The 21,437-nt window shown below is 66.5% G+C and carries 19 protein-coding genes and 1 tRNA gene; 5 read left to right on the plus strand and 15 right to left on the minus strand.

Annotated features, from left to right (window positions below; all coding sequences use genetic code 11):
* Nucleotides 1-3: 3 nt before the first annotated feature.
* From HLH34_RS02405 to HLH34_RS02450, 10 genes are all read right to left on the minus strand, one after another.
* Nucleotides 4-2,355, minus strand: coding sequence for a TonB-dependent receptor (locus tag HLH34_RS02405; protein WP_183118021.1), 2,352 nt, complete (start codon nt 2,353-2,355; stop codon nt 4-6).
* Between the two features lie 4 nt (nt 2,356-2,359).
* Nucleotides 2,360-3,712 (minus strand): MFS transporter, encoded by a 1,353-nt coding sequence (locus HLH34_RS02410; protein WP_183118022.1) that lies wholly within the window; start codon nt 3,710-3,712, stop codon nt 2,360-2,362.
* The gene (locus HLH34_RS02415) at nt 3,709-4,965 is read right to left on the minus strand and encodes a LysR family transcriptional regulator (protein WP_183118023.1); all 1,257 of its coding nucleotides are present in this window, start codon (nt 4,963-4,965) and stop codon (nt 3,709-3,711) included. Before HLH34_RS02415 ends, HLH34_RS02410 begins: the two co-directional genes overlap by 4 nt.
* A gap of 293 nt (nt 4,966-5,258) precedes the next feature.
* Nucleotides 5,259-5,660, minus strand: coding sequence for a tyrosine-type recombinase/integrase (locus HLH34_RS02420; RefSeq protein WP_244959572.1), 402 nt, complete (start codon nt 5,658-5,660; stop codon nt 5,259-5,261).
* Between the two features lie 325 nt (nt 5,661-5,985).
* Nucleotides 5,986-6,076: transfer RNA gene (locus HLH34_RS02425), tRNA-Ser, on the minus strand.
* A 107-nt stretch (nt 6,077-6,183) separates the two neighbouring features.
* On the minus strand, nt 6,184-7,989 hold the full coding sequence (gene lepA / locus HLH34_RS02430; protein WP_183118024.1) for a translation elongation factor 4: 1,806 nt from the start codon (nt 7,987-7,989) through the stop codon (nt 6,184-6,186).
* 86 nt (nt 7,990-8,075) lie between these two features.
* Nucleotides 8,076-8,792 (minus strand): VIT1/CCC1 transporter family protein, encoded by a 717-nt coding sequence (locus HLH34_RS02435; RefSeq protein ID WP_183118025.1) that lies wholly within the window; start codon nt 8,790-8,792, stop codon nt 8,076-8,078.
* Between the two features lie 177 nt (nt 8,793-8,969).
* On the minus strand, nt 8,970-9,614 hold the full coding sequence (locus HLH34_RS02440; protein WP_183118026.1) for a helix-turn-helix transcriptional regulator: 645 nt from the start codon (nt 9,612-9,614) through the stop codon (nt 8,970-8,972).
* Nucleotides 9,611-9,826: a hypothetical protein gene (locus tag HLH34_RS02445; protein ID WP_183118027.1), complete on the minus strand. Its 216-nt coding sequence runs from the start codon at nt 9,824-9,826 to the stop codon at nt 9,611-9,613. The genes HLH34_RS02440 and HLH34_RS02445 overlap by 4 nt, the downstream gene beginning before the upstream one ends.
* A gap of 142 nt (nt 9,827-9,968) precedes the next feature.
* On the minus strand, nt 9,969-11,042 hold the full coding sequence (locus HLH34_RS02450; RefSeq protein ID WP_183118028.1) for a redoxin domain-containing protein: 1,074 nt from the start codon (nt 11,040-11,042) through the stop codon (nt 9,969-9,971).
* Between the two features lie 117 nt (nt 11,043-11,159).
* Here HLH34_RS02450 and hpxZ point away from each other — a divergent pair, with 117 nt between their 5' ends.
* On the plus strand, nt 11,160-11,546 hold the full coding sequence (gene hpxZ / locus HLH34_RS02455; protein ID WP_183118029.1) for an oxalurate catabolism protein HpxZ: 387 nt from the start codon (nt 11,160-11,162) through the stop codon (nt 11,544-11,546).
* Nucleotides 11,547-11,674: 128 nt separating this feature from the next.
* A complete protein-coding gene (locus tag HLH34_RS02460; protein ID WP_183118030.1) occupies nt 11,675-13,489 on the plus strand; it encodes an amidohydrolase in 1,815 nt (604 codons plus the stop codon).
* Between the two features lie 7 nt (nt 13,490-13,496).
* Here HLH34_RS02460 and HLH34_RS02465 read toward each other — a convergent pair whose 3' ends face one another.
* The 4 genes from HLH34_RS02465 to HLH34_RS02480 all read right to left on the minus strand — a co-directional run bounded on the left by HLH34_RS02465 (nt 13,497) and on the right by HLH34_RS02480 (nt 17,823).
* Complete coding sequence (locus HLH34_RS02465) at nt 13,497-13,784, minus strand: DUF3325 family protein (protein ID WP_183118031.1); 288 nt, start codon at nt 13,782-13,784, stop codon at nt 13,497-13,499.
* Nucleotide 13,785: 1 nt separating this feature from the next.
* Nucleotides 13,786-15,219: a PepSY-associated TM helix domain-containing protein gene (locus HLH34_RS02470; protein ID WP_183118032.1), complete on the minus strand. Its 1,434-nt coding sequence runs from the start codon at nt 15,217-15,219 to the stop codon at nt 13,786-13,788.
* Nucleotides 15,220-15,239: 20 nt separating this feature from the next.
* Entirely contained in the window at nt 15,240-15,515 is a 276-nt protein-coding gene (locus HLH34_RS02475) for a DUF3649 domain-containing protein (protein WP_183118033.1), read from the minus strand.
* Between the two features lie 109 nt (nt 15,516-15,624).
* Nucleotides 15,625-17,823 carry a TonB-dependent siderophore receptor gene (locus HLH34_RS02480; protein ID WP_183118034.1) on the minus strand — a complete coding sequence of 733 codons (2,199 nt, stop codon included), beginning with the start codon at nt 17,821-17,823 and terminating at the stop codon, nt 15,625-15,627.
* Nucleotides 17,824-17,948: 125 nt separating this feature from the next.
* On the opposite strand from HLH34_RS02480, the gene HLH34_RS02485 reads away from it, so the two are divergent.
* A complete protein-coding gene (locus HLH34_RS02485; protein WP_183118035.1) occupies nt 17,949-18,338 on the plus strand; it encodes a DUF4112 domain-containing protein in 390 nt (129 codons plus the stop codon).
* A gap of 62 nt (nt 18,339-18,400) precedes the next feature.
* Here HLH34_RS02485 and HLH34_RS02490 read toward each other — a convergent pair whose 3' ends face one another.
* Nucleotides 18,401-19,060 carry a TetR/AcrR family transcriptional regulator gene (locus HLH34_RS02490; RefSeq protein WP_183118036.1) on the minus strand — a complete coding sequence of 220 codons (660 nt, stop codon included), beginning with the start codon at nt 19,058-19,060 and terminating at the stop codon, nt 18,401-18,403.
* Nucleotides 19,061-19,235: 175 nt separating this feature from the next.
* On the opposite strand from HLH34_RS02490, the gene HLH34_RS02495 reads away from it, so the two are divergent.
* The gene (locus HLH34_RS02495; protein WP_183118037.1) at nt 19,236-20,822 is read left to right on the plus strand and encodes an efflux transporter outer membrane subunit; all 1,587 of its coding nucleotides are present in this window, start codon (nt 19,236-19,238) and stop codon (nt 20,820-20,822) included.
* Nucleotides 20,823-20,994: 172 nt separating this feature from the next.
* Nucleotides 20,995-21,408, plus strand: a complete 414-nt coding sequence (gene dksA / locus HLH34_RS02500; protein WP_182959455.1) for an RNA polymerase-binding protein DksA — start codon at nt 20,995-20,997, stop codon at nt 21,406-21,408.
* Nucleotides 21,409-21,437 lie beyond the last annotated feature (29 nt).

The raw sequence follows: 21,437 nt of genomic DNA on the forward strand, positions 1-21,437 counted from the left end.
CGATCAGAAATCGGCGCTGACGGTGCCGAAGAACTGACGCGGCGCGCCCATCAGGAAGTAATTGAAGTCATTATTGACGAAATTGTTCCCCAGTTCGTTCGTCGTGGCGATGTAGGTCTTGTTGGTCAGATTGTAGATGTTGAAGCTGGCGGTCAGTCCCTTGAACGGGCCAACCTGCCCGAAATGATACCGCATGCCGAAATTCATCAGGAAATAGCCGGGCACATGCAGATCGTTGGTATAGGTCAGCTCGCGATGGGACAGGTAGGTCCCGTCCACATGCGTGTCGAAATTGCCGATACGGTAGGTGATGTTCCCCTTGTACATGAATTGCGGATAATTCGGCACCAGCTTGCCACGCGTCGGCTGGATGCCCGTCGCGGTCGCGACATTCTGGTCGTAGGTCGAATGGGCGTAGGAGAACGAGTTGTAGATCGACAATCCGTTGACCGGGCGCAGCGTCACGCTGGCTTCGGCGCCATTGGTCGTCACCCCGCCGACATTCTGCACGGCGGTGATCGGGTTGATGCCGGCACTGCTGGTGATGAGCTGCAGGCGGTTCGAGAAATTGATGCGGTACAGCGACGCCAGCGCGCTGATGAACGGCGAGGTGTAGCGATAGCCCCCTTCATAAACCCAGTCCGTCTCCGGCTTCAGCGTGTCCCGGGTCGCCTGGAAGTTGGCTTGCGAGGCCGTCCAGGGCGTGGCCGACACATTGGTGCCGTACCCGTCCAGCGGGAACGAACGCATATTGTGCGACACATCGAAGAACAGTTCATGATGCGGCAGGAAGCGCCAGTTGGCCGACACCTGCGGCAGGAACGCGTTCGAGGCCTCCAGGTGCCCCTGCGCGATCCCCGTACCGTTGATGGCAAGATCCTGCGTCGGAACAGAGTTGCCCGAATTCACGATCATGGATTTGAACCCCGCGTTGACGGTCAGGTTCTTCGTGATTTTGTAGGTGTCCTGAAGGTGGAAGACGAATGTCCTGGACGAGAAGGCTTCCTGCCAGGCCGTCGCGAAGACCTTGTCCGCCGGGAAGCCTGTCGTGGGGTTGCCCAGCGTGCCCTGGCCCAGCAGCGGCGCTTCCGAGAAATAGCGCCCTTCGGTGAAATTGCCGTATTCGTACCAGACGCCGGCATTGATCGCATGACGCGCGACCTTCCAGGTCAGGGCGGTCTGGAACCCGCCGCGCGCGATGCCGGGTGTCTGTATGCGCTGGGACAGCGGCGCGCCGTTGGGCGAGGGCATGTACGGCGTCGTCCAGGTGCTGTAGCCGTTGTCGCCGTGGGCGTAGAGCGTCGTCTTCCAGTTCAGGGACGAAGTCAGGTTTTCATCGAGTGTAAGCCCGCCCAGATAATCGACGCGGTTGGCGGTCCCGGCATAATAGGCGGCGTCGAACGGATCGTTCGTCTTCTGCAGGGCCGCCGGATAGGTCCCCCCCGCCGCGTTGTAGGCCGCCGTGTAATCCGGATAGTAGTTCGCCAGGTTGGGACCGACCGTATGCAGCCAGTTGCTGGTCATGTCCTGGTAGTCGAATTGCTGGATCGAACTCCAGTCAAAGAAGAGTTTCAGGGACGAGCCCCGCGCCAGCGGCTGGACGAACTTGGCGTTCACCTGGTCCGAATGGTCATAGCCGCCGCCTTTCCACAGATTGCCGTTCAGGCGGGCATAGGCGACGTAGAAGCGCGTGCCGCTGGCATTCAGATCGCCGCTTTCGAAACGTGCGTAGGTGCGCATGGTCGAATTGCTGCCGAAGGTCTGGCCGACCGTCCCGCCGCGCACATGGGACGGATCGAGGGACCGGATCTGGATGGCGCCGCCGAGATTGCTGGTCGAGGCAACGTCGATCGCGCCCGCGCCCTGCGAGACATCGACCCCGCCGACATCGTCCGAGATGATGGCGCGGGTGACGGCCAGGCCGTTGTAGTTGTTGAACTGCTGGTCGCCGAGGGGAATGTCGTCAAGTGTAAAGCCAAGCTGGGACTGGCTGAAACCACGCATGAACATCTGGCTGGAATATTCATAGGCGCCAAAGGGGTCGGCGGACTGATAGAACACGCCCGGAAGCTGGCTCAGAACCCTCAGCGGCGAGGTTCCCGGGACACTCTGCTGCATCATGGCGCGGGTGATGCCGGTCATCTGGCGGGTGGAGCCATGGCCGAAGACGGTGATCGCCTCATTGCCCTCGCCCGACGCCCGGGGGCGCGGCTTCGTCGTCTTCGCCGCCGCCGGGGCGGGAGACGCGGCGGTGGAGCCGGCGGCGGCGGGGCTGGCAGAAGCGGCATGAAGCTGGGGCGCGACCGCGAGGCTGCCGAACATGGTCGAAAGCGCGAGAATCCGTCGTGATGTCATCAGATTATTCCTTGTTGCGTCCCGTGCCGCCGGGGGCTGGGCGCGGGGAATGGTCGATTGGGGTGGCGGCATGCGGGGCAGCGTCTGCGGGACGCAGGCCGAACTGATAAATCGCGACGGTGCCGAGCCCGATGGCGCCGGCGACGAGCATGGACGGCGTAAAGCTGCCGAACCGGTCGGCCAGCAGCCCGGTGACCGCGGGGGCCAGCGCGCCGCCGAACGAGCCACCGGTATTCTGGATCGCCTGCAGGGTGGCGACGCGGTGTTCGGCCGCGATCACTGTGCCGAGCATCCAGCCGCAGCTCATGGCCAGCCCGCCGGCGAACAGGGCGACGGCCATGAAGACGATCGTGACGGCCAACCCCGTATGCAGCGTGGTCAGGGCCGTCGCGACGGCGGCCACCAGCATGGCGAGGACGAGCGGCGTGCGGCAGGCATTGAGCGGGGTCACGCCCCGGGCGGCAAGGTGGTCCGCGACGAAGCCGCCCAGCACGCTTCCCGCGAAGCCGCAGAACTGGGGCAGGGCCGAGAGCAGACCGGCCTGATCGATCGTCAGATGGCGCGACGCCTGAAGCCAGGCGGGCATCCATGTGGCATAGAGCCAGGTCAGATAGATCACCCCGGCGAATCCCGCCGTGACGATCCAGCTTGAACGTTGGCGAAGCAGATAGCCGAGATCTTGGCGCAGGGCCCGCGCGGTAACCGCCGCGACCGGCGCATCATATCCGGGCAGCGCGTCCCGGGCTTCGGCGGCAAGGGGCAGGTCCGTGGGGTCGCGGTAGAAACGGATCCAGACGAACGCCAGCACCAGACTGGCCGCGCCGATCGCGACCGACATGCCCCGCCAGCCCCACAGCATCATGATCGAGAGCAGCAGCGGCGGGGCAATGGCCGGGCCGAGCGCGGCCGAGCCGTTGAACAGGCCGATGGGCCGCCCCCGCTCCCGGGGCCGGAACCACCGCACGAGCGCGCGCGTGCCGGAGAGGAAGAGAGGCGTTTCGCCCAGGCCCAGCCCGATGCGCGCCAGGAACAGGCCCGGGATGCCATGCACCAGGCCGAAGGCCATCTGCGCGCAGGACCAGACGATCAGTCCTGCCCCCAGCAGGTGACGGCTGTCGAACCTGTCGGCCAGGAGGCCCATCGGGATCTGGCCGGCCAGATAGGCCCAGGCGAAGACCGACAGCAGCATGCCCATCTGCGTGTAGGACATGTGCATGTCGGCCATGACCGCCGTGCTGCTGATGGAAAGGGCGGCGCGATCGATATAGCTGACGCAGCCCGCCGCTATGAGCAGCAGGACCGTGATCCGGCGCCGGCGGCGCAGCGCGGCGGAAAGACCAGACACAAGGATGCTCATGCGACGGACTTCCGCCCCACGGAGGCACTTTCGACCTGGATTTCCGCCAGGCCGGCGCGCAGACGGTCGATGATGGCGAGATTGCGATGGTCCTCCTTCCAGATCAGCCGGGTCGTCATCCGGTAGCGATCCGGCAGCGGGACGGCATGGACGGCGTGGGACCGGAACGAACCGGCGGGCAGGATGGCACAGCACGTGCCGTCCTCGACCAGGCGCAGAATGAGGGACAGGGATTGCGTCTCGAAAATCGCGCTCGGGGCGATGCCTTCCTGATCGAGATAGCGGTCCGTAATCCGCCGCAGTCCGGTGCCCAGGGCGGGCACTGCCAGCAGGCACGAAGCAAGCACCATCTGCGGCGTCTGGTTTGCCCGCAGGCCATGCGAACGGCTGGAAACGAGGAAGATCGCGGATTTTTCCAGTTCGGCGCAATCGAGCCCGAGCGGAATGTCGATCAGGTCCGAAAGGCCGGCATCGAACCGCCCGTCCAGAAGCCCTTCCACCATCTGCGGCGCGGCGATGGTCGAAATCGTCAGCGGCGGCTGGTAACGGCGATGGCGCCAGAGCCGGACGAGATTGGCCAGCAGGACGGTGAGCGAACTGTCGCTGCTGGTCGGCATCATCGAGGCGAGTTTCAGGGTCCTGAATTCGCGGAAATAGCTGAAATTCTCATCACGCATGATCTGCCGGTAGGTCCGGTCCACCTGCTGGCAGCCCTGGCGCAGGGACTCGGCCTCGGCGGTCAGCGTGACGCCATGGGGACTGCGCAGGAAGAGCGTCCGGCCGAGAATCGTCTCCAGCTTGCGGATCTGGCGCGAGAGCGTGGGCTGGGTAAGGGAAAGACGCTGCGCAGCGGCGGCGATCCGCCCGGTTTCGCAGACGGACAGGAAATAGCCGATCATCCGCAGCGTCAGGCCCGAATCCAGCAGCGCGCGCAGCCGACGGGTCGGCAGCGGATGTGGCGTAGCCTCTTCCGGCGGGACGATGCTGGCCCGGCTGTCCTCCCCGATCAGCGCGAGGCTCCAGCCGAGGAGATGCAGGGCGGAACGGTAGAGACTCTCTCCATGCGCGGTCGTGATGGTCTTGCTGCCCCGACGAAGCGCCGAGCGTGACAGCAGCGAGGTCGCCATCGCCTGCTCCAGGGCGGAGACGCTGTGATTGAGGGTGGACGCGCTGACGCCAAGCGCCGAGGCCGCCGACGCCGCAGAGCCCTCGTTGATAAGGCTCGTAAAATAGATCAGAGCCGGAAGTTCCATTTCTACGGGGCCTCGGGAGAATACGGGAGAGCGATACGGTGCGATTCAGGGAAGAGGTGCGTGGAAATGTCTAAATGACCATCATGGTAGTTGATAACAAAAATAGCGACCTTCGATCGTATCGAAGCATCATCGCAATGATGCCGCAATTTTAAATATCCATCAGGCATACCCTATGCACAATAAAGCATAGCGCACGGGAGGGCAGTCCGTTTCCGGCCTGTGGCGGAACAGGGGCGACCGGCCACCGGTACCATCAGGAAGAAGTCGATCGGGACTTGAATTTTTCTCGCTCAGGCTTTCCGGGCGAAGGCCTGGAGTGCCGGCTGCGCCCGTCTGGCGTTCGGGAAAACCATCGGGCCTCGACCGGTCAGCACACGAACGGCTTCCAGGATTTCGACCGCCTGCCAAGACAGCGGAACGGCATGGGGTTTGCGCATCTTCACGCGCTCTTTCGGGATGCGCCAGATCGCACCGTCCAGTTCGTGCCACGACATTCCGTGAACCTCTCCCGGCCGTACGGCCGTCAGTGCGAGGAAGCGCATTGCCAGAGCGGTTATCGGGTGTGACGGGATGTCCTCGGCGGCCCTCAGCATGTCGCGCAGGGCGTCGATCTCGATTATTGCCGGCCGCCGACCCTTCTGCAGTGGGGCGAGCGCGCCCTTAATCACTTCGGCCGGATCGGATGTCGCCAAGCCGCTGGCGATCGCGTGGATAAATATTGCCGACAGGCGTTTCCTTGCCACCGAAGCGGTAATTCAAGCGCCATAGGCGCGAGCCATTCGGTTGAATTAAAAGGAAAAGTCCACAGAGTCAGGCAGCTTATAGGGCGTGTTCTGCGGCTTGGCGCGTCGTATCGCGGCGTCGCTTGGCACCGATACCCCCCAAAGTCCGGGCGCTACCCCCACCATATGCGTTACTGCCCGTATCTCGCTGTCATTTGGTGTCGTAACATATGACAGGAAAACCGCAGACTTCCGTGGAGGTGTGTCAATATTTGACGCTGGCGGTCATGAGTAATGGCGGAGAGAGTGGGATTCGAACCCACGGTACGCTATTAACGTACACACGCTTTCCAAGCGTGCGCCTTAAGCCGCTCGGCCATCTCTCCGGCGCAGGGGACGGGGCGGAGCCCGTCGTCTGGGCGCGGAACATAGCAACATTTGCCGCCCGCGCAAGGGGAGAATGCCGCGCTCGTTCCCGGCCGTCCCCGGCGGGTCAGTGGTCCATTTTCAGGGCGGCCAGGAAGGCGCTCTGCGGGATTTCCACCTTGCCGAACTGGCGCATGCGCTTCTTGCCTTCCTTCTGCTTTTCCAGAAGCTTGCGCTTGCGCGAGATGTCGCCACCATAGCATTTGGCGGTCACATCCTTGGACATGGCGCCGATCGTCTCACGCGCGATGACGCGGCTGCCGATCGCGGCCTGGATCGCGATCTTGAACAACTGCCGGGGGATCAGCTCCTTCAGCTTGGCGCAGATGGAACGTCCCCGGCTTTCGGCGGCGGCGCGATGGACGATGAAGGACAGGGCGTCGACCGGCTCCTGGTTCACCAGGATCGAGATCCGGACCAGGTCGCTCTCCTCATACCCGTCCATCTGGTAGTCGAAGCTGGCATAGCCCCGGGACACCGATTTCAGCCGGTCGTAGAAATCGAACACGACCTCGTTCAGCGGCAGGCGATAGACCGCCATCGCCCGGTTGCCGACGTAGGTCAGGTCTTTCTGGATGCCGCGCCGTTCGGTGCACAGGGTCAGGACCGCACCCAGGTAATCGTCCGGGACCATGATGGTCGCGGTGATCCAGGGTTCCTCGATCTTCTCGATCACCGATCCGTCGGGCATGTCGGCGGGGTTGTGCAGCTCCTCCATCCCGCCATTGGTGCGGTAGAGGCGATAGACCACCGACGGCGCGGTGGCGATCAGGTCCAGGTTGAATTCGCGGCTCAGCCGTTCCTGGATGATTTCCAGATGCAGCAGGCCCAGAAAGCCGCAGCGGAAGCCGAACCCCAGCGCGGCCGAGGTCTCGGCCTCATAGTGGAACGAGGCGTCGTTCAGCCGCAGCTTCGCCAGGCTGTCGCGCAATTTCTCGAAATCGTCGGCGTCGATCGGGTACAGGCCGCACCAGACGACCGGGATCGACGGCTTGAAGCCGGCCAGCGCCGTATCGGCAGGGTGGCGGTCGTCGGTGATCGTGTCGCCCACATTGCAGTCGGCGACCGTCTTGATCGCCGCGTTGATATAGCCCATCTCGCCCGGGCCCAGATCGTCCACCGGCACCATGCGCGGCGCGAAGACGCCGACCTGGTCGACGTGATAGACCGCGCCGTTCGACATCATGCGGATGCGCGAGCCCTTCTTCAGGCGGCCTTCCTTGACGCGGACCAGGATGATGACGCCCAGGTACGGGTCGTACCAGCTATCGACCAGCAGGGCCTGCAGCGGCTTGGTCTCGTCGCCCACCGGCGGCGGCAGGCGGGTGACCAGGGCCTCCAGCACGCCTTCGATGTTCAGGCCGGTCTTGGCCGAAATCTCGACCGCGTCGTCGGCGGGGATGCCGATCACTTCCTCGATCTGCGCCTTGACGCGCTCGGGCTCGGCGGCGGGCAGGTCGACCTTGTTCAGCACCGGCACGATTTCGTGGTTCGCATCGATGGCCTGGTAGACATTGGCCAGCGTCTGCGCCTCCACCCCCTGCGAGGCATCGACGACCAGCAGCGATCCCTCGCACGCGGCCAGAGACCGGCTGACCTCGTAGGCGAAATCGACATGGCCCGGCGTGTCCATCAGGTTCAGCACGTACGTCTTGCCGTCCTTGGCCGGGTAGGTCAGGCGGACCGTCTGGGCCTTGATGGTGATGCCGCGCTCGCGCTCCAGTTCCATATTGTCCAGGACCTGGTTCGTCATCTCGCGCGCCGTCAGCGCGCCGCAGGCCTGGATCAGCCGGTCGGCCAGCGTCGACTTGCCATGGTCGATATGGGCGATGATCGAGAAATTGCGGATCAGCGAAAGGGGCGTGTCGGTCATGGCGGAGACATAGGCCAAATTGCCGCGCAAGTCAGCGGGGATGATGCGAATTTCTCCGGCCCGGCCCGGCGGGGGGCGGGGCCGGTCTAGCTTCGGATGGCGAACAGATGGCCGATCGCGGCGGTGACCGCCATGGCCGTCACGCCCCAGAACGTCACGCGGATCGCGGCCGGGACGGGGCGCGCACCGCCTGCCCGCGCGCCCACGATGCCCAGGCCGCCCAGGGCGCACAGCGAGACGAGCGGAATGCTCCAGGCCACGGCCTGCGCCGGTGAGAACACCGCCGCCGCCACCGGCATGATAGCCCCCGAAGCGAACGCCCCTGCCGAGGCCAGGGCCGCCTGGATCGGACGTGCGGCTGTCGCGTCTGACAGGCCCAACTCGTCGCGGGAGTGAGCTTGCAAGGCGTCATGACGCATCAGGCTTTCAGCCACCTGACGGGCCAGGGGCGGCTCCAGCCCGCGTTCGACGTAGATCGCCGCCAGTTCTCCGACCTCGCTGGGCCAGTCGGTCGCCAGTTCCCGCTGCTCGCGCGACAGATCGGCGGCCTCGGAATCGGCCTGTGAACTGACCGAGACATATTCGCCGGCCGCCATCGACATCGCCCCGGCCACCAGGCCCGACAGGCCGGCGACCAGAACGCCGGCGGGGCCGCCCCGCGCGCTGGCGACGCCGATCATCAGGCTGGCGGTCGAGAGGATCCCGTCATTGGCGCCCAGGACGGCGGCCCGCAGCCATCCCAGCCGCTGGGTCGCGTGCTGTTCGCGATGTTTCGCCCCGCGATATTTCGGCAGGCCCGCCATGATCCAGTCCCCTCCACATTGCGTCACGCCGGTCAGGCTAGCGGGGTGGCGCGGGCCTGTCCGCCCCGCCTCGTGCATGGCAGCCGGGAGGCGGAAAGCGCGCGGTGCATGGGCGTCGTTCAGGCTCCTGTCAGGTTCCTGTGCCAGATCGCCTGCCCCGCATGGGCGGCGACGGATCTACAGGACGGCCATCGTGATCCGGTGCAGATGGTCTGTCCATCGGGCCGGGATGTCCATCCCGTCCTGCGCGCCGATCCCGCGCAGGGTCGGCCCGTCGTCGCCCCCGTCCCCCACGATGGCGCACAGGATCGCGTCCGGCCGGCGCAGGATGACCCGGTCGTGATGCCGGACCGCCGCGCCGGGCGAGACGACAAGGACCGCACCGGCGCGGAACACCGGGTCGAAGGCGTCGGTATCCACCATGACGGCATAGCAGTCGGAGTCGGCGGGGCCGGGACTGTCCCAGGCGTCCCAGTGCCGCCCGGCGGGCAGGCCGGCGGCATCGAACATCCCGTCCTGTTCCAGGTGCGACAGAGGGGACATCCGCAGACGCATCCGGGCGACGGGACGGCCGGCGCGATGCGGGGCGTGGCCTTCTTCGAGCAGGCGGCTGAAGGCCTCCAGCGTCGTGCCGGTGGCGTCCAGCGCCCGCGCCAGGCTTTCGGTGCCGGGCCAGCGCGGCCGGCCGGACGGCGTCATGCGCTTGGACGGGTTGAAGGCGGTGACGTCCAGCCCCGCCGCACGCGCCAGGCCCGACGGTGTCAGCCCCCGTTCCGCCGCCAGGGTGTCCAGCGCCTGCCACAGATCGTGGTGCCGGATCATCGGGGGTTCAGGATCTCGTCATCGTGGCGCGCCACGCCGGCGGCGGTGGCGTGATAGCGGCCCGCCTGGTCCCGTTCCACCAGCCCCATGCGTTCCAGCCGTTCCAGGCAGGGTTGGTCCTTCAGGCCGGGCGGGCGCCCCGCCGGGCCGCACAAGGTCAGGCGATGCAGCGCCGACCGGCAGCAGGTTTCCAGATAGGGTTGTGTCCACATCGGCCGAGGATCGACAATTCGGCGGCCGGTTGCAACGGGCGTATGTCCGGCGAGGCCCTAGGCCCCGACTCTTACGATTGGTTTCCAAAGGCGACCGCCTTTGGCGGGTGCGGGGCAGCGTCCTGCCGCTACGGGAAGGGCCTTATACGGTCTCGGTCCGGGTAGCCGCCGCGCGATTGGCCTTCTTCAGTTCGGCGGCGGCGTCGTCATAGACGAACGGCAGGCAGGCGAAGCGGCGCCCCCGCGTCACCGGGGCAACGGCGTGCAGCAGCCCGCAGGAGAAGATCAGCGCGCCGCCCGCCGGGGGGCAGAAGCCGGGGCCGCCGAATTCCGGAAAGGACAATTCGCCGCCCTCGAAATCGTCATTGAGGGTGATGGACACGGCGAAGCGCCGATGCGCCGCCGCCGCCACGGTGTTGTCGCGATGCGCGCCGAAGCAGCCGCGATCCGATGAATCGTAGCACGCCAGGATCAGCCGTTCCATCTGCGTGGCGTTGAACTGGAACACCTTATGGATCTCGGGGGCGACGCGGCGGATGATGCGGGCCTGCACCTGTCCGACCAGTGTGCGGTCCGCCAGCGTGCAGTCGCGCCGGCGCTTGAACCCCAGATCGGTCACCGGCACCGACTGGCCGGGCTGGCGTTCGGTGAAGATCGCCGATTGCCGGGTCTCCTGCGCGGTGTAATAGGCGATCAGCCGCTGGCAGAATTCCGGTTCGAATACGTCCGGCAGCATCAGGGCCGGGACGGGGATGTTGGGCGACCGGGTCGTAACCGGCGGGACGCGGCGCAGCAGGTCCATCACCTGCCGGGCAACGCCGGGGGCGTCGATCCAGGTCGCGCTGATCCGCAGCATCGGATCGAGGATGAACCAGCGTGGTGCGTCCCCGGGCGACAGGCCATACAGGTCCGTGGCCTTGCGGTCGCCGTCGCGGAAGAAGCGGATACCCGGCAGGGTTTCGTGCAGGCGGTCCTCGTCGGCGGGGTCGGTCGAGATTCCGAAGAAATGGCAATTCGCCCCATCCATGATGGCGCGGTCGCGCATCACGGCCTCCAGCGCCGCCGCGACGGCCGGCTCGGTCGAGGACGCGAAGAAGAACAGGACGATATACCGCCCCGCCGCCATATCGAAGCTGTAGGTCCCGAACGGCGTGGTGCACCGCTGGGTGAACCAGGGGGCCGGGTCTCCGACAAAGAGGGGCCGGGCGGATGACATGCTGGGGCCTCGTGACTGTATGGACCGGACGCGCGATTCGGGGCAGCGTAACACTTTCCCGGCCGGGTGAAACGGGAAGGGGATCGCCCACCCGGGTGGTCCCATGCAGGGGGTAGCATGCTGACGATCGACGATCCCGCCATCGTGGCGGAAGTAACCGCCATGTCCGACCGGTACGAAGCCGCATTGATGGCCAACGACCTGGACGAACTGGACGCGCTGTTCCGCGACGCGCCCGAGACGATCCGCTATGGGGTGGGCGAGGTGTTGTACGGGTTCGCCGAGATCGCGGCCTTTCGCAAGGGCCGCACCGGCGGTTCGCCCCAGCGGCGCGTCCTGCGGCGGGTCGTCACCGCGCTGGGGCATGATGTCGCGACGGTGAACCTGGAATTCCAGCGCGAAGGCGGCACGCGGATCGGACGGCAGAGCCAGACCTGGATCCGGACCGACGCCGGCTGGAAGATCTCCTGCGCCCATGTCTCGCTGATGGCCGACATCTCATAAGGTCCGTCCCCTGCTTCGTGGCGGCCCTGAAGGCCGCTCCAGCCTCTGTGGTTCAGGCTCCCGGTCATCTTGACAGTGCGGAATCCTTCTTCTCCATCCTGATTCCGCAACGTCTTCGAGGTTTCATCATGGGTGTGTTCCTTCGCCATGTCGCCGGCATGGCCACCGTTCTGGCTGCCGCCGCGCCGGCCGTGGCACGTCAGGCCCCGGCCGATATCGTCTTCACGAACGGCTATGTCTACAGCGTGGACAGCAAGGATCACGTGTTCCAGGCGCTGGCCGTTCGCGGGGGGCGCATCGTCTATATCGGGGATGACGGCGGGGCGGCGTCCTATGCGGGGCCGAAGACAAGGCGCATCGACCTTAAGGGGCACATGATGATGCCGGGCCTGGTCGACGGGCATATGCATCCGCTGGAAGGCGGACAGAATCTGATCGGCTGCTCGCTGGACTATCTGCCGCTGACGGTCGGCGGGTTCAGCGACCGCGTCCGCGCCTGCGCGGCCGATCCATCGTTCAGGAATACCAGTGGCGGGCTGGTGGTGCGCAACTGGTTTCAGGAGGCGATGAAGCCCGTCGGAACGCGCCTGACGAAGCAGGTGCTGGACGCGATCGACGCCACGCATCCGATCGTCGTGCGGTCGTCCTTCGGCCATTCGGCGCTGCTGAATTCGGCGGCGCTGCGCCTGGCCGGGATCACCGCCACCACGCAGGCCCCGCCGGGCGGCGAGATCGTGCATGACGCGGCGGGACAGCCCACCGGCATGCTGGAGGACGAGGCGCAGAACCTGATCGCGCCGGTGGATCCGCCCTCGACGCCGCAGGAGGACGTGCGGGCGGCGGCGGCGTCGCTGGCGGCGATGCGGGCGCAGGGCGTCACCGGCTTTCTCGACGCCTGGGCGCTGGACAAGGATCTGGCCGCCTATGCGGCGTTGCAGCGGCAGGGTGCCCTGACGGCCCGCGCCCATTTCGCCCCGCTGGTCGATCCTGCCCATGCCGCGGATATCGCGGGCAATGTCGGGCGACTGAAAGCAATCGCCGCGCGCTACGATCAGGGACCGATCGGCGTCGCGCCGTCGGTGACGGTGCGCAACGTCAAGCTGTTCATGGACGGGGTGATCACCGCGCCGGCGATGACGGGGGTGCTGCTGGCGCCCTATCGCGTCAATCGCGGCACGGCCGCCGCGCCGCGCTGGGAGCCCGGTCCGTCCTCGGGGCCGGCGCCGTATTTTCCGCCGGCGGTGCTGGGGCCGCTGCTGCAGGGGCTGGTGACGGCCGGGTTCGATCCGCACATGCACGCCGATGGCGATGGCGCGGTGCGGATTGCGCTGGATGGCGTGCAGGCGATGCGCGCGGCCTTGCCGCAGGCGGATGCCCGCCCCGCCATAGCCCATGACGAACTGGTCGACCCAGCCGATCGCCCCCGATTCAAGGCGCTGGGCGCCGTGCCCGTGCTGTCCTTCCAGTGGGAAAAGCAGGCCCCGGATACGGTCGAGGGGGCGCGGGATTACCTCGGCCCCGACCGCGTCCGCGATATCGAACCCGCGTCGTTGCTGGCACAGGCGGGCGCGCGGATCGCCTATGGCAGCGACTGGCCGGTCGACCCGCTGAACGAATGGTTCGCGCTGAAGGTCGGTGTCACGCGCACCAACGCGCCCGAGGCCGGGCCGCGCTATGCGCACCCGCTGGGTGACGAGCCCGGCCTGTCGCGCGCCGAGGTACTGCGCGCCATCACCATGAATTCGTCGTGGGAATTGCGCTCCGATACCCAGACCGGCTCGCTGGAACCCGGCAAGCTGGCGGACCTGATCGTCCTCGACCGCAACGTGATGCAGGTCCCGGCGAACGATATCGCGAACACCAAGGTGCTTGTGACCATGGTCGGGGGCCGGATCGTCTACAGCACGGGCGCGCTTGCGCCCAAGGCGAACGGCCCGGGCTGAACGGGGGTCAGCGACCGCGACCGCCGCGCCGGGTCCGGACGATTGTGCAGGCCAGCGCGGTCAGAAGGGCGGCGAGGCTGAGCTGGCCGATCCAAGCGATCAGCGTCCGGGTCACGTCGCCGTCCCCCATCGCGAGGACAAACCCGGTTCCGAGCAGCAGGAACCCCATTCCGCGCAGGACCCGCTGCCGCGTCGCGCCCAGCGGGGCGGCAAACAGTTCCGCCGCCTGGCGCGGCGTGCCGATGGCCAGCAGCGGCACGGCGACCAGTCCGATGAGCGCGAGGACGAGGGACATGTCAACGACCGTGTCGTCGTAAGAGGGACCGGGATGCGGCGGCGCCGAACCCGGCCGCCAGGGCGAGTGCGACGAACGTCACGCCCTGCGTGACGCGATCGTCCGGCACGCCGCCCGCAAGTGCGATGCCGAGGCAGGCCAGGGCGGACAGGCCCAGCAGTTCGCCCCAGGCGCGTGCGGGTGTGCGCAGCGCGCCGACGATCAGGACGATGGCCCATGTGATGAAGACCGACCGGACCTCCAAGGCCGATCGGCCCGCCATATCCGCCGGGATCAACCGGTTTGCCAGGAAGAAAGCGGCGAAGGCGGCGGGCGTGCCGGCGATGACGCCCACGTTCAGCCGTTCCACCAGCGCCGTCCCCACCCCGGGGTCGCGGTGGTGCCGCTTGATCGTCCACAGCCGCAATCCGCTGCCGATCAGGCCGGCCAGCATGATCCCCGAAAGGAAATACAGCCAGCGCGTCACGCGCGGCGCAAAATGGGCGACGTGAAGGCCGTAGAGAAAATTGAAGAGGCTCATGGCCGGCCGTCCTTCGACATGTTCGGCGAGGATCCGGCCGGTGACGCCGTCGAAGCTGAGCACATGATGGTCGACGCCGATCGCGCCCCCGCCGCCGGCGACCATGGTGACGACCGACGCGGCGTCGCCGGGGTTGAGGATGGTCACCGGCCCCAGGCCGGCCGGCCCGAAACGCCGTTCGGCCTCGCGCAGCATCGGCACGATCGGCGCGGGCGTTCCCGGGTGGCCGGTGGCGGGGCGATCGATCGCCGCCGGATTCAGCTCCTGCTGCACGGCCGACATATCGGAATGGTAGAGCGCTGCGGCGCCCCACGGCATCAGCAGGTTGGCCAGCGTGACCGCGCCGGTAAAGGCGATCATCAGATGAAACGGCAGGGCGACAACGCCGAGCATGTTATGGGCATCGAGCCAGCTGCGCTGGCCTTTGCCGGGCCTGAACGTGAAGAAATCGGCGAAGAAACGCCGATGCGCGACGATCCCGGTCAGCAGCCCCAGCACCAGGACCATCGCGGCCACCGCCGCCAGCAGGCGGCCCCACGGGTAGGACAGTTGCAGTTCGAAATGGAAGCGGTAGAAGAATTCGCCCCCCAATGTGTCGCGTATCGAGGCCGGGCTGCCGCTCCGCGGGTCGAGCGCGCGCTGCACGTACTCCCCGCCCTCGGCCCAGAGGGCCTTCGTATAGGGGGCGCGGTCGCTGGCGACGTCCAGATACCAGGCGGGCGAATGCGCGGCATGAACCGACAGCCACCGGATCGCGGCGTCGGTCGCGGTAACGGGGTCGGCGGTGCGGCCCAGTATTTCAGGCCGCATCCATGCGCCGATTTCCGGTCGAAAGACGCTGAGCGTGCCCGACAGCACGATCGCGAAGAGCAGCCAGCCCGTCACCAGGCCCGACCAGCCATGCAACCATGCCATCGCGGCTCGGAAGCCGGGCCTCATGGACGCCACCCCGCCAGCATCGCGGCCCCGCCCAGCAGAAGTGCGGCAAGGATGATGCCCATCCACGCACGGGTGGCGCTGCGGGCGTAAAAGCAGGCCATCACGATCGGCGGCCATACCAGCAGGCCCAGCATCGCGCCAGCGCTGGCGGCATCCGCCCTGGACATCGGCAACCCGTAGGCGGCGGCGACGGCCACCAGCGACGCCACGCCGTAGCCCCCGCCCGCACCCGCCGCAATCCGCGCGACGATGGCCAGGTGCCCGCGCGTCATGGGGTTATACCAATCCGCCTTATGGATGATGCGCCGGTGGCAAGCCTCGGGGCGCTACCCTGAAACCCGCCAAAGGGCATTGCCCTTTGGAAATCCGGTCGTTGGCCCATTACCAACTGAATCCGACCGACGCCTGGGCCGCACGACGTTCCCCGTACCAGCACCATTCGTCATACGGGGCATAGCCATAGCAGCTTGCGACATAGCGCTTGTTGAACAGGTTGCGCACGCTGGCCTGGACCTTCCAGCCCTTGAAGGCATGGCCGAGATTGGCAAGGTCGTAGCTCGCCGTGGCGTCGAACAGGGTGTAGCTGGGTACCGTGACGTCACCATAGGACGCCGTGCCGCCATAGGAACTGGCGACATGGCGCAGGCCGCCGCCGAAGCCCAGCCCCTTCAGCGGAGTCGACTGCATCGTGTAGAAGGCGAACAGCGATTCGCCGCCCTTGCCGACCTGGACCAGCGGCTTGTGGGTGGAAAGATCACGCACCTTCTGCGTGCTGACCGTGGCGACCACCGTCAGGCCCTTGTAGACATTGACATGCGCCTCGAACTCGAAACCGTCGGAACGGACCTTGCCGTTTTCGACGCTGTAGTTCGCGTTGGGCACCGCCGTCAGGACATTCGTCTGCTCGATATGGAAGCCCGCGGCGGTCAGCAGGATCGGCAGGCCGGGGATCTGGTATTTCACGCCCCCTTCAAGCTGCTTGCCCATCGTCGGGTCCGCCTGGCGCGTTGTGCGGCCGCCATTGTCGGACGTTATGCCGGATTGCGGCTGGAAGGAGGTCGAATAGCTGATGTACGGGGCAAGGCCGAAATTGAAATGGTACAGCCCCGAGGCCCGCCAGGTGATCTGTTCCGGGCTCTGGCTGGAGCTGCTGCCGCCGATGTAGTCCTGCTGATGGCTGCGGTACCAGTCGTTGCGCAGGCTTCCCGTCAGGTGGAAGTTCCTGATGTCGATCTGGTCCTGCGCGTACAGGCCGATCTGGTGCTGGTCGGTGATATAGTGGTTGGAAATCGCCGGCGGCGTGATCGTCTGGCCATAGACCGGCTGCAGGACGTTGATGGACGGCGCGGACCCGAACCCGTCGTACTCGGTTGCCCGGCTCTGCTGATAGTCGAAGCCCATCATGACGGAATGGTGCAGGATGCCGGTCGAAAAACGGCCGGTAAACTGGTTGTCGAATGCCAGGTTTTTCAGGCGTTCATTGGCATAGGCCGTGCCGCGGCTGAAATTGCCTAGGGCCTCCTGCTCGAAATCGCGGACATAATCGGCGTCCATATAGACGCCCTCGCTGTAGACGCTTTCATAGATGGTCTTTACGTCGTCGTACCGGCCGCGCGACGAGAAGGCCCAGTTGCTGTTGAACCTGTGATTGAAAATATACGTCGTCGCCCAATGCTTGCGGTTGAATTCCTCGAAATTGGGATCGCCGTCGTAGAAATCCTGCTTGATGCGACCGAAGGCGGCCCGTCGCAGGGACCCTGCCAGGGGGACCGATCCATAGGAGGCATTCTGCGGATCGTCCTGGTAATTGCCCAGCAGGGTCAGCGTCGTGTCGCCGTCGCCGCCGATCGTGACCGCCGGGCTGATGCTGTAGCGGCGGCTTTTGGTCTGGCTGAGCTGGCTGTGCGATCCGTTGACGGTGCCATAGAGCCGGTAGCGCACGAAGCCGTCGCGCGTCAGCGACCCCCCGACATCGCCGTCCACGCGATAGAGGTCGAAACTGCCGCCCGTCGCCGTCAGGCTTCCGTAGGATTGCGCGCTGGTCGGCAGCCTGCTGGACATCGCGACAAGGCCGCCCGGGCTGGATTGCCCGTACAGCGCCGAGGCCGGCCCCTTCAGCACCTCGATTCGGTCCAGCCGCGAGGTGTCGATCTGCGCCGTCGCGTAGCCGGTGGGGCTGTCCTGCAGCTTGAGGCCGTCGAGAAAGTTCGGAACCGTAAAGCCACGCAACGCGAACTGGTCGTACCGTGTCGCCGTGGAGCCGCGCTGATCCGGCGTAATCCCGGCCGTGTACCGCACCGCCTGGCTGAGGCTGAGAACCCCGCGCATGTCGAGTTCATGGCGATCGATGACCGTGATCGACTGGGCGGTGTCGATCAGGGGGGTGTCGCTCTTGGTTCCCGATGACGCCACGGCCGCGGATTTCCGCCCTTTGACGACGATGCTCTCGGCCTTGACCTTGGTCTTGATTGTTTTTGGGTCGGCGGTGGGTGGGGTTTCCGCCGCATGCGCCGTTCCGACGGCGACCAGAAAACCCGCCAAGGTGAGGGCGAGAGAGGGATGAAGACGTGCGGATTTCATACGATGGTTCCTTTGACGGCGCGACCATCTTACATATGCGAATGATTCGCAATATCGGAGTTGAGAATCGGGAGGCCTACGGGCCCACCGTTGAAATCGGACCTGGGGCGGCCCATGTGGGGGCCATGGTTCAGGCTGGCATATTTACTGGCGACGTCCTGCCTCCGATGGGGGCCGATGTCGCGCGCCGCTTGCTGCGTATAAAGCGCCTGGCGTGGGTGCTGGACGCGGCGTTTCGGGTGCCGGGCACGAAGTTTCGAGTCGGGCTGGACGCGCTGATTGGCCTGTTTCCCGGCGGGGGCAGCGCGCTGATGGGGCTGGTGTCGCTCTATATCGTCTGGGAGGCCTGGCGCATGGGCGTGTCGCGGGGCGTGCTGGCGCGCATGGTGGCCAATGTCGTCCTGGAAACGGCGGTCGACACCGTGCCGGTGGCGGGCGATATCTTCGACGCCGCCTTCAAGGCCAATCTGCGCAATGTCGCGCTGATCGAACGCGAACTGAACGGTCGCCGATAGGGGGCGCCGATAGGGGGCGCCGATAGGACGGTGGGGGATTCGCGTCGCGCGCCGCCCCGGCGTCAGGTGGTGGTCCGGTCGCGGCCGGGCTGGAAGCTGTTGAGGAAGACCCGCACCGCCAGCCGGGCGATGGCTTCGATATGCGCGGGGTCGGAATCGACGGGCAGTTGCAGGCGCTTGCGCCCGGTGATCCGTGTCTGGCACAGCGCGTAGAACAGTTCCGCCGCCAGAACCGGGTCGGGCACGTCCAGCACCCCTTCGCGCGTCCGTTCGGCCAGCCAGCCGGCGAAGATGTCGATCGCCTTCTGCGGGCCGTTCTGCCAGAACGTCTCGGCCAGATGCGGAAAGGCCGCGGCCTCGGACACGATGATCCGGTGCAACATCAGCGGCACCGGCGAGACGGTCAGGCGGATCATCGCCGTCGCGATCCCCACCAGGGTTTCCTCGGGCGTGCGTTTCTCGCCGATCGGCTCGAACAGGCGCGGCAGGTTCTGGCAGGCGCTCTGCTGCACGAAGGCCGAGAACAGGGTCGCCTTGCTGTCGAAGTAGTTATACAGCGTTCCCTTGGACACGCCAGCGTCGCGGGCGATCTGCGACATGCTGGCGCCCTCGTACCCATGGGCGGCGAAGATCCGGGCGGCGCCTTCCAGGATCTGCTGCCGCTTGGCGGCCGACGCCCCAGGCAGATCCGGCGCGGCGGGGGACGACGGGGCGGGTAACATGGCACAGGCTCCTGCGGTGGTTTCCCCGCCCGGGTGGATTGACCCGGTGAGGAAAGCCGATAGGGTAATGTTCTGACCGAACGGGTCGGTCAGTTTCGGTGAATAATGTCATAATGGACCCTGTCATGTCGATAGGGGCGATGACGGGGTCGAGGGCGACAGGGGGCCGGTTCTGGTGCGTAGGGGATATTCATGGCGGGCCGCCATCGTCGGGCTGTCGGTGGTCGCGACCGGATGCGCGGTAGGACCCGATTTCCGTAAACCCGCCCCATGGACGCCGCCGCACTGGGCGGGGCCGGGGGAATTGTCCGCCAGGGCCCCCAAGGGACCGGTGGCCAACGACATTATGGATGCGACCCCCGATCCGGCCTGGTGGGACGTGTTTCACGACGCCGAACTGTCCGCGCTGGAACGGCGTGTGGCGTCGGAAAACCTGTCGGTCGCCATCGCCACCGCCCGGTTGGCGCAAAGCCGATCGCAATTGCGCATCGCCGGGGCCGAACGCTATCCGGGCCTCAGCGCCGCCGGGTCGTACACCCGGTCGCAATACAGCACCAAGACGCTGCAGCGCATCGTCAGCGAGGTCGGCAAGTCCCAGAACCTGCAACTGAACGGCACCAACCTGTCCGACCTGTCGGGGCAGTTCACCATCCCGCTGCTGGACCAGTGGCGCGACAGCATCGACGCGACGTGGGAGGTCGATCTGTGGGGCCGCGTCCGTCGGCAGTACGAGGCCGCGTCGGCCGACCTCGACACTTCGGTCGAGGAACGGCGCGGCGTGCTGACCGCCCAGATGGCCGAGGTTGCGCGCGATTATGTCGCCCTGCGCGAGGCGCAGGCCCAACTGCACATCCTGATGGACAATCGTGACACCGCCGCCCACACGCTGGAGCTGAGCCAGCAGCGTAACAGCGCCGGCCTGGTGACCGAACTGGACGTGCAGAGCGCCCAGTCGCAACTGGAGGCCGTCAACGCGCGCATCCCGCAGATGGAGCAGCAGATCGCCCTGCAGGTGAATGCGTTGAGCCTGCTGCTGGGCGCGCCGCCGGCCGCCCTGGCGGGCGAATTGCTGAAGGATACCGACATTCCGCCGGTGCCGCCGCGCGTGCCCGTGGGCGTGCCCTCCGAACTGGCGCGCCGCCGCCCCGACATCCGCCAGGCGGAGGCGCAGCTGCACGCCGCCACCGCTCAGGTCGGCGAAGCCGTGGCCGAATTCTATCCCCGGGTGACCATCGACGCCGGCTTCGGGTTCCAGTCGCTGTCGTTCCGCGACCTGGGGTTCTGGAACGCGCGGGCCTGGAATGTCGGCCCGTCGATCAGCCTGCCGATCTTCCAGGGCGGGCGCCTGCGCGGACAGCTGGAACTGCGCAAGGCGGCTCAGCAGGAGGCCGCGATTTCCTATCGCCGCACGGTCCTGGGCGCCTGGCACGAGGTGGACAACGCCCTGACCGCCTATCGCGACGAACAGGCGCGCCGTGACAGCCTGGCACGCCAGGCCGCCGCCGACGGACGGTCGCTGGATCTGGCGCGCGATCAGTACCGTCACGGCATGGTGACCTTCCTGACCGTGCTGGATGCGGAACGGCGCGTCCTGGGGGCGCAGACCGACCTTACGGCCAGCACCGCCGCCCTGTCGACAGACCTGGTGCAGCTCTATGCCGCTTTGGGCGGCGGCTGGGAAACCGCCTTTCCCGACCCCGCCGCAGCACCCGCCCGGGTGGCGACGCTGCCGCAATCCACCGCGATTCGCGGGCCGGGCTGATGCTGGTCCGGGGTCGTTTCGATGCGAATCGCCCGGATTCGGGCGGATTGCGGCGATTTTAAGGTATCTTCGACTTGGCGGACAGCAGTCGGCAGCGTATAAGCCGCCCGTTTCGCGGCGGGCCCCTGTCCGGCGAAGTCTCGTCCGGGGGCGAAGTTCAAGGACGCGTATCATGATCACACTGCCCCCCGATTACCGCCCCTCGGAAGCTGAGGAATTCATGAATCCCCTTCAGGTGGAATATTTCCGCCAGAAGCTGCTGAAATGGCGGGCCGACCTGTTGAAAGAGGCGGACGAGACGCTGGCCAGCCTGTCCGAAGGCGGCATTCACGAGGCCGACATCACCGACCGCGCCAGTGTCGAGACCGACCGGGCGCTGGAACTGCGCACCCGCGACCGCGCCCGCAAGCTGATTTCCAAGATCAACCAGGCGCTTCTGCGGGTCGAGAACGGCACCTACGGCTATTGCGAGGAAACGGGCGAGCCGATCGGCCTGAAGCGGCTGGAGGCGCGTCCCATCGCCACCTTGTCGATCGAGGCCCAGGAACGGCATGAGCGGATGGAAAAGATCCACCGCGACGACTGATTCCCACCCGGGAGCGGGACATGCCGATT

The sequence above is a fragment of the Gluconacetobacter azotocaptans genome (assembly GCF_014174355.1).
In the GTDB taxonomy this organism is placed as follows: Bacteria; Pseudomonadota; Alphaproteobacteria; order Acetobacterales; family Acetobacteraceae; genus Gluconacetobacter; species Gluconacetobacter azotocaptans.

Coding starts and splice junctions, on each gene's coding strand:
- HLH34_RS02450 (WP_183118028.1), bottom strand. CDS start 11,042: ATGTCATCCGCCCGGCCCCTCTTTGTCGGAGACCCGGCCCCCTGGTTC.
- HLH34_RS02480 (WP_183118034.1), bottom strand. CDS start 17,823: ATGAAATCCGCACGTCTTCATCCCTCTCTCGCCCTCACCTTGGCGGGT.
- lepA (WP_183118024.1), bottom strand. CDS start 7,989: ATGACCGACACGCCCCTTTCGCTGATCCGCAATTTCTCGATCATCGCC.
- HLH34_RS02440 (WP_183118026.1), bottom strand. CDS start 9,614: ATGATCCGGCACCACGATCTGTGGCAGGCGCTGGACACCCTGGCGGCG.
- HLH34_RS02465 (WP_183118031.1), bottom strand. CDS start 13,784: ATGTCCCTCGTCCTCGCGCTCATCGGACTGGTCGCCGTGCCGCTGCTG.
- HLH34_RS02485 (WP_183118035.1), top strand. CDS start 17,949: ATGGTTCAGGCTGGCATATTTACTGGCGACGTCCTGCCTCCGATGGGG.
- HLH34_RS02410 (WP_183118022.1), bottom strand. CDS start 3,712: ATGAGCATCCTTGTGTCTGGTCTTTCCGCCGCGCTGCGCCGCCGGCGC.
- HLH34_RS02470 (WP_183118032.1), bottom strand. CDS start 15,219: ATGGCATGGTTGCATGGCTGGTCGGGCCTGGTGACGGGCTGGCTGCTC.
- HLH34_RS02415 (WP_183118023.1), bottom strand. CDS start 4,965: ATGGAACTTCCGGCTCTGATCTATTTTACGAGCCTTATCAACGAGGGC.
- dksA (WP_182959455.1), top strand. CDS start 20,995: ATGATCACACTGCCCCCCGATTACCGCCCCTCGGAAGCTGAGGAATTC.
- HLH34_RS02490 (WP_183118036.1), bottom strand. CDS start 19,060: ATGTTACCCGCCCCGTCGTCCCCCGCCGCGCCGGATCTGCCTGGGGCG.
- HLH34_RS02405 (WP_183118021.1), bottom strand. CDS start 2,355: ATGACATCACGACGGATTCTCGCGCTTTCGACCATGTTCGGCAGCCTC.
- HLH34_RS02435 (WP_183118025.1), bottom strand. CDS start 8,792: ATGGCGGGCCTGCCGAAATATCGCGGGGCGAAACATCGCGAACAGCAC.
- HLH34_RS02460 (WP_183118030.1), top strand. CDS start 11,675: ATGGGTGTGTTCCTTCGCCATGTCGCCGGCATGGCCACCGTTCTGGCT.
- HLH34_RS02445 (WP_183118027.1), bottom strand. CDS start 9,826: ATGTGGACACAACCCTATCTGGAAACCTGCTGCCGGTCGGCGCTGCAT.
- HLH34_RS02475 (WP_183118033.1), bottom strand. CDS start 15,515: ATGACGCGCGGGCACCTGGCCATCGTCGCGCGGATTGCGGCGGGTGCG.
- hpxZ (WP_183118029.1), top strand. CDS start 11,160: ATGCTGACGATCGACGATCCCGCCATCGTGGCGGAAGTAACCGCCATG.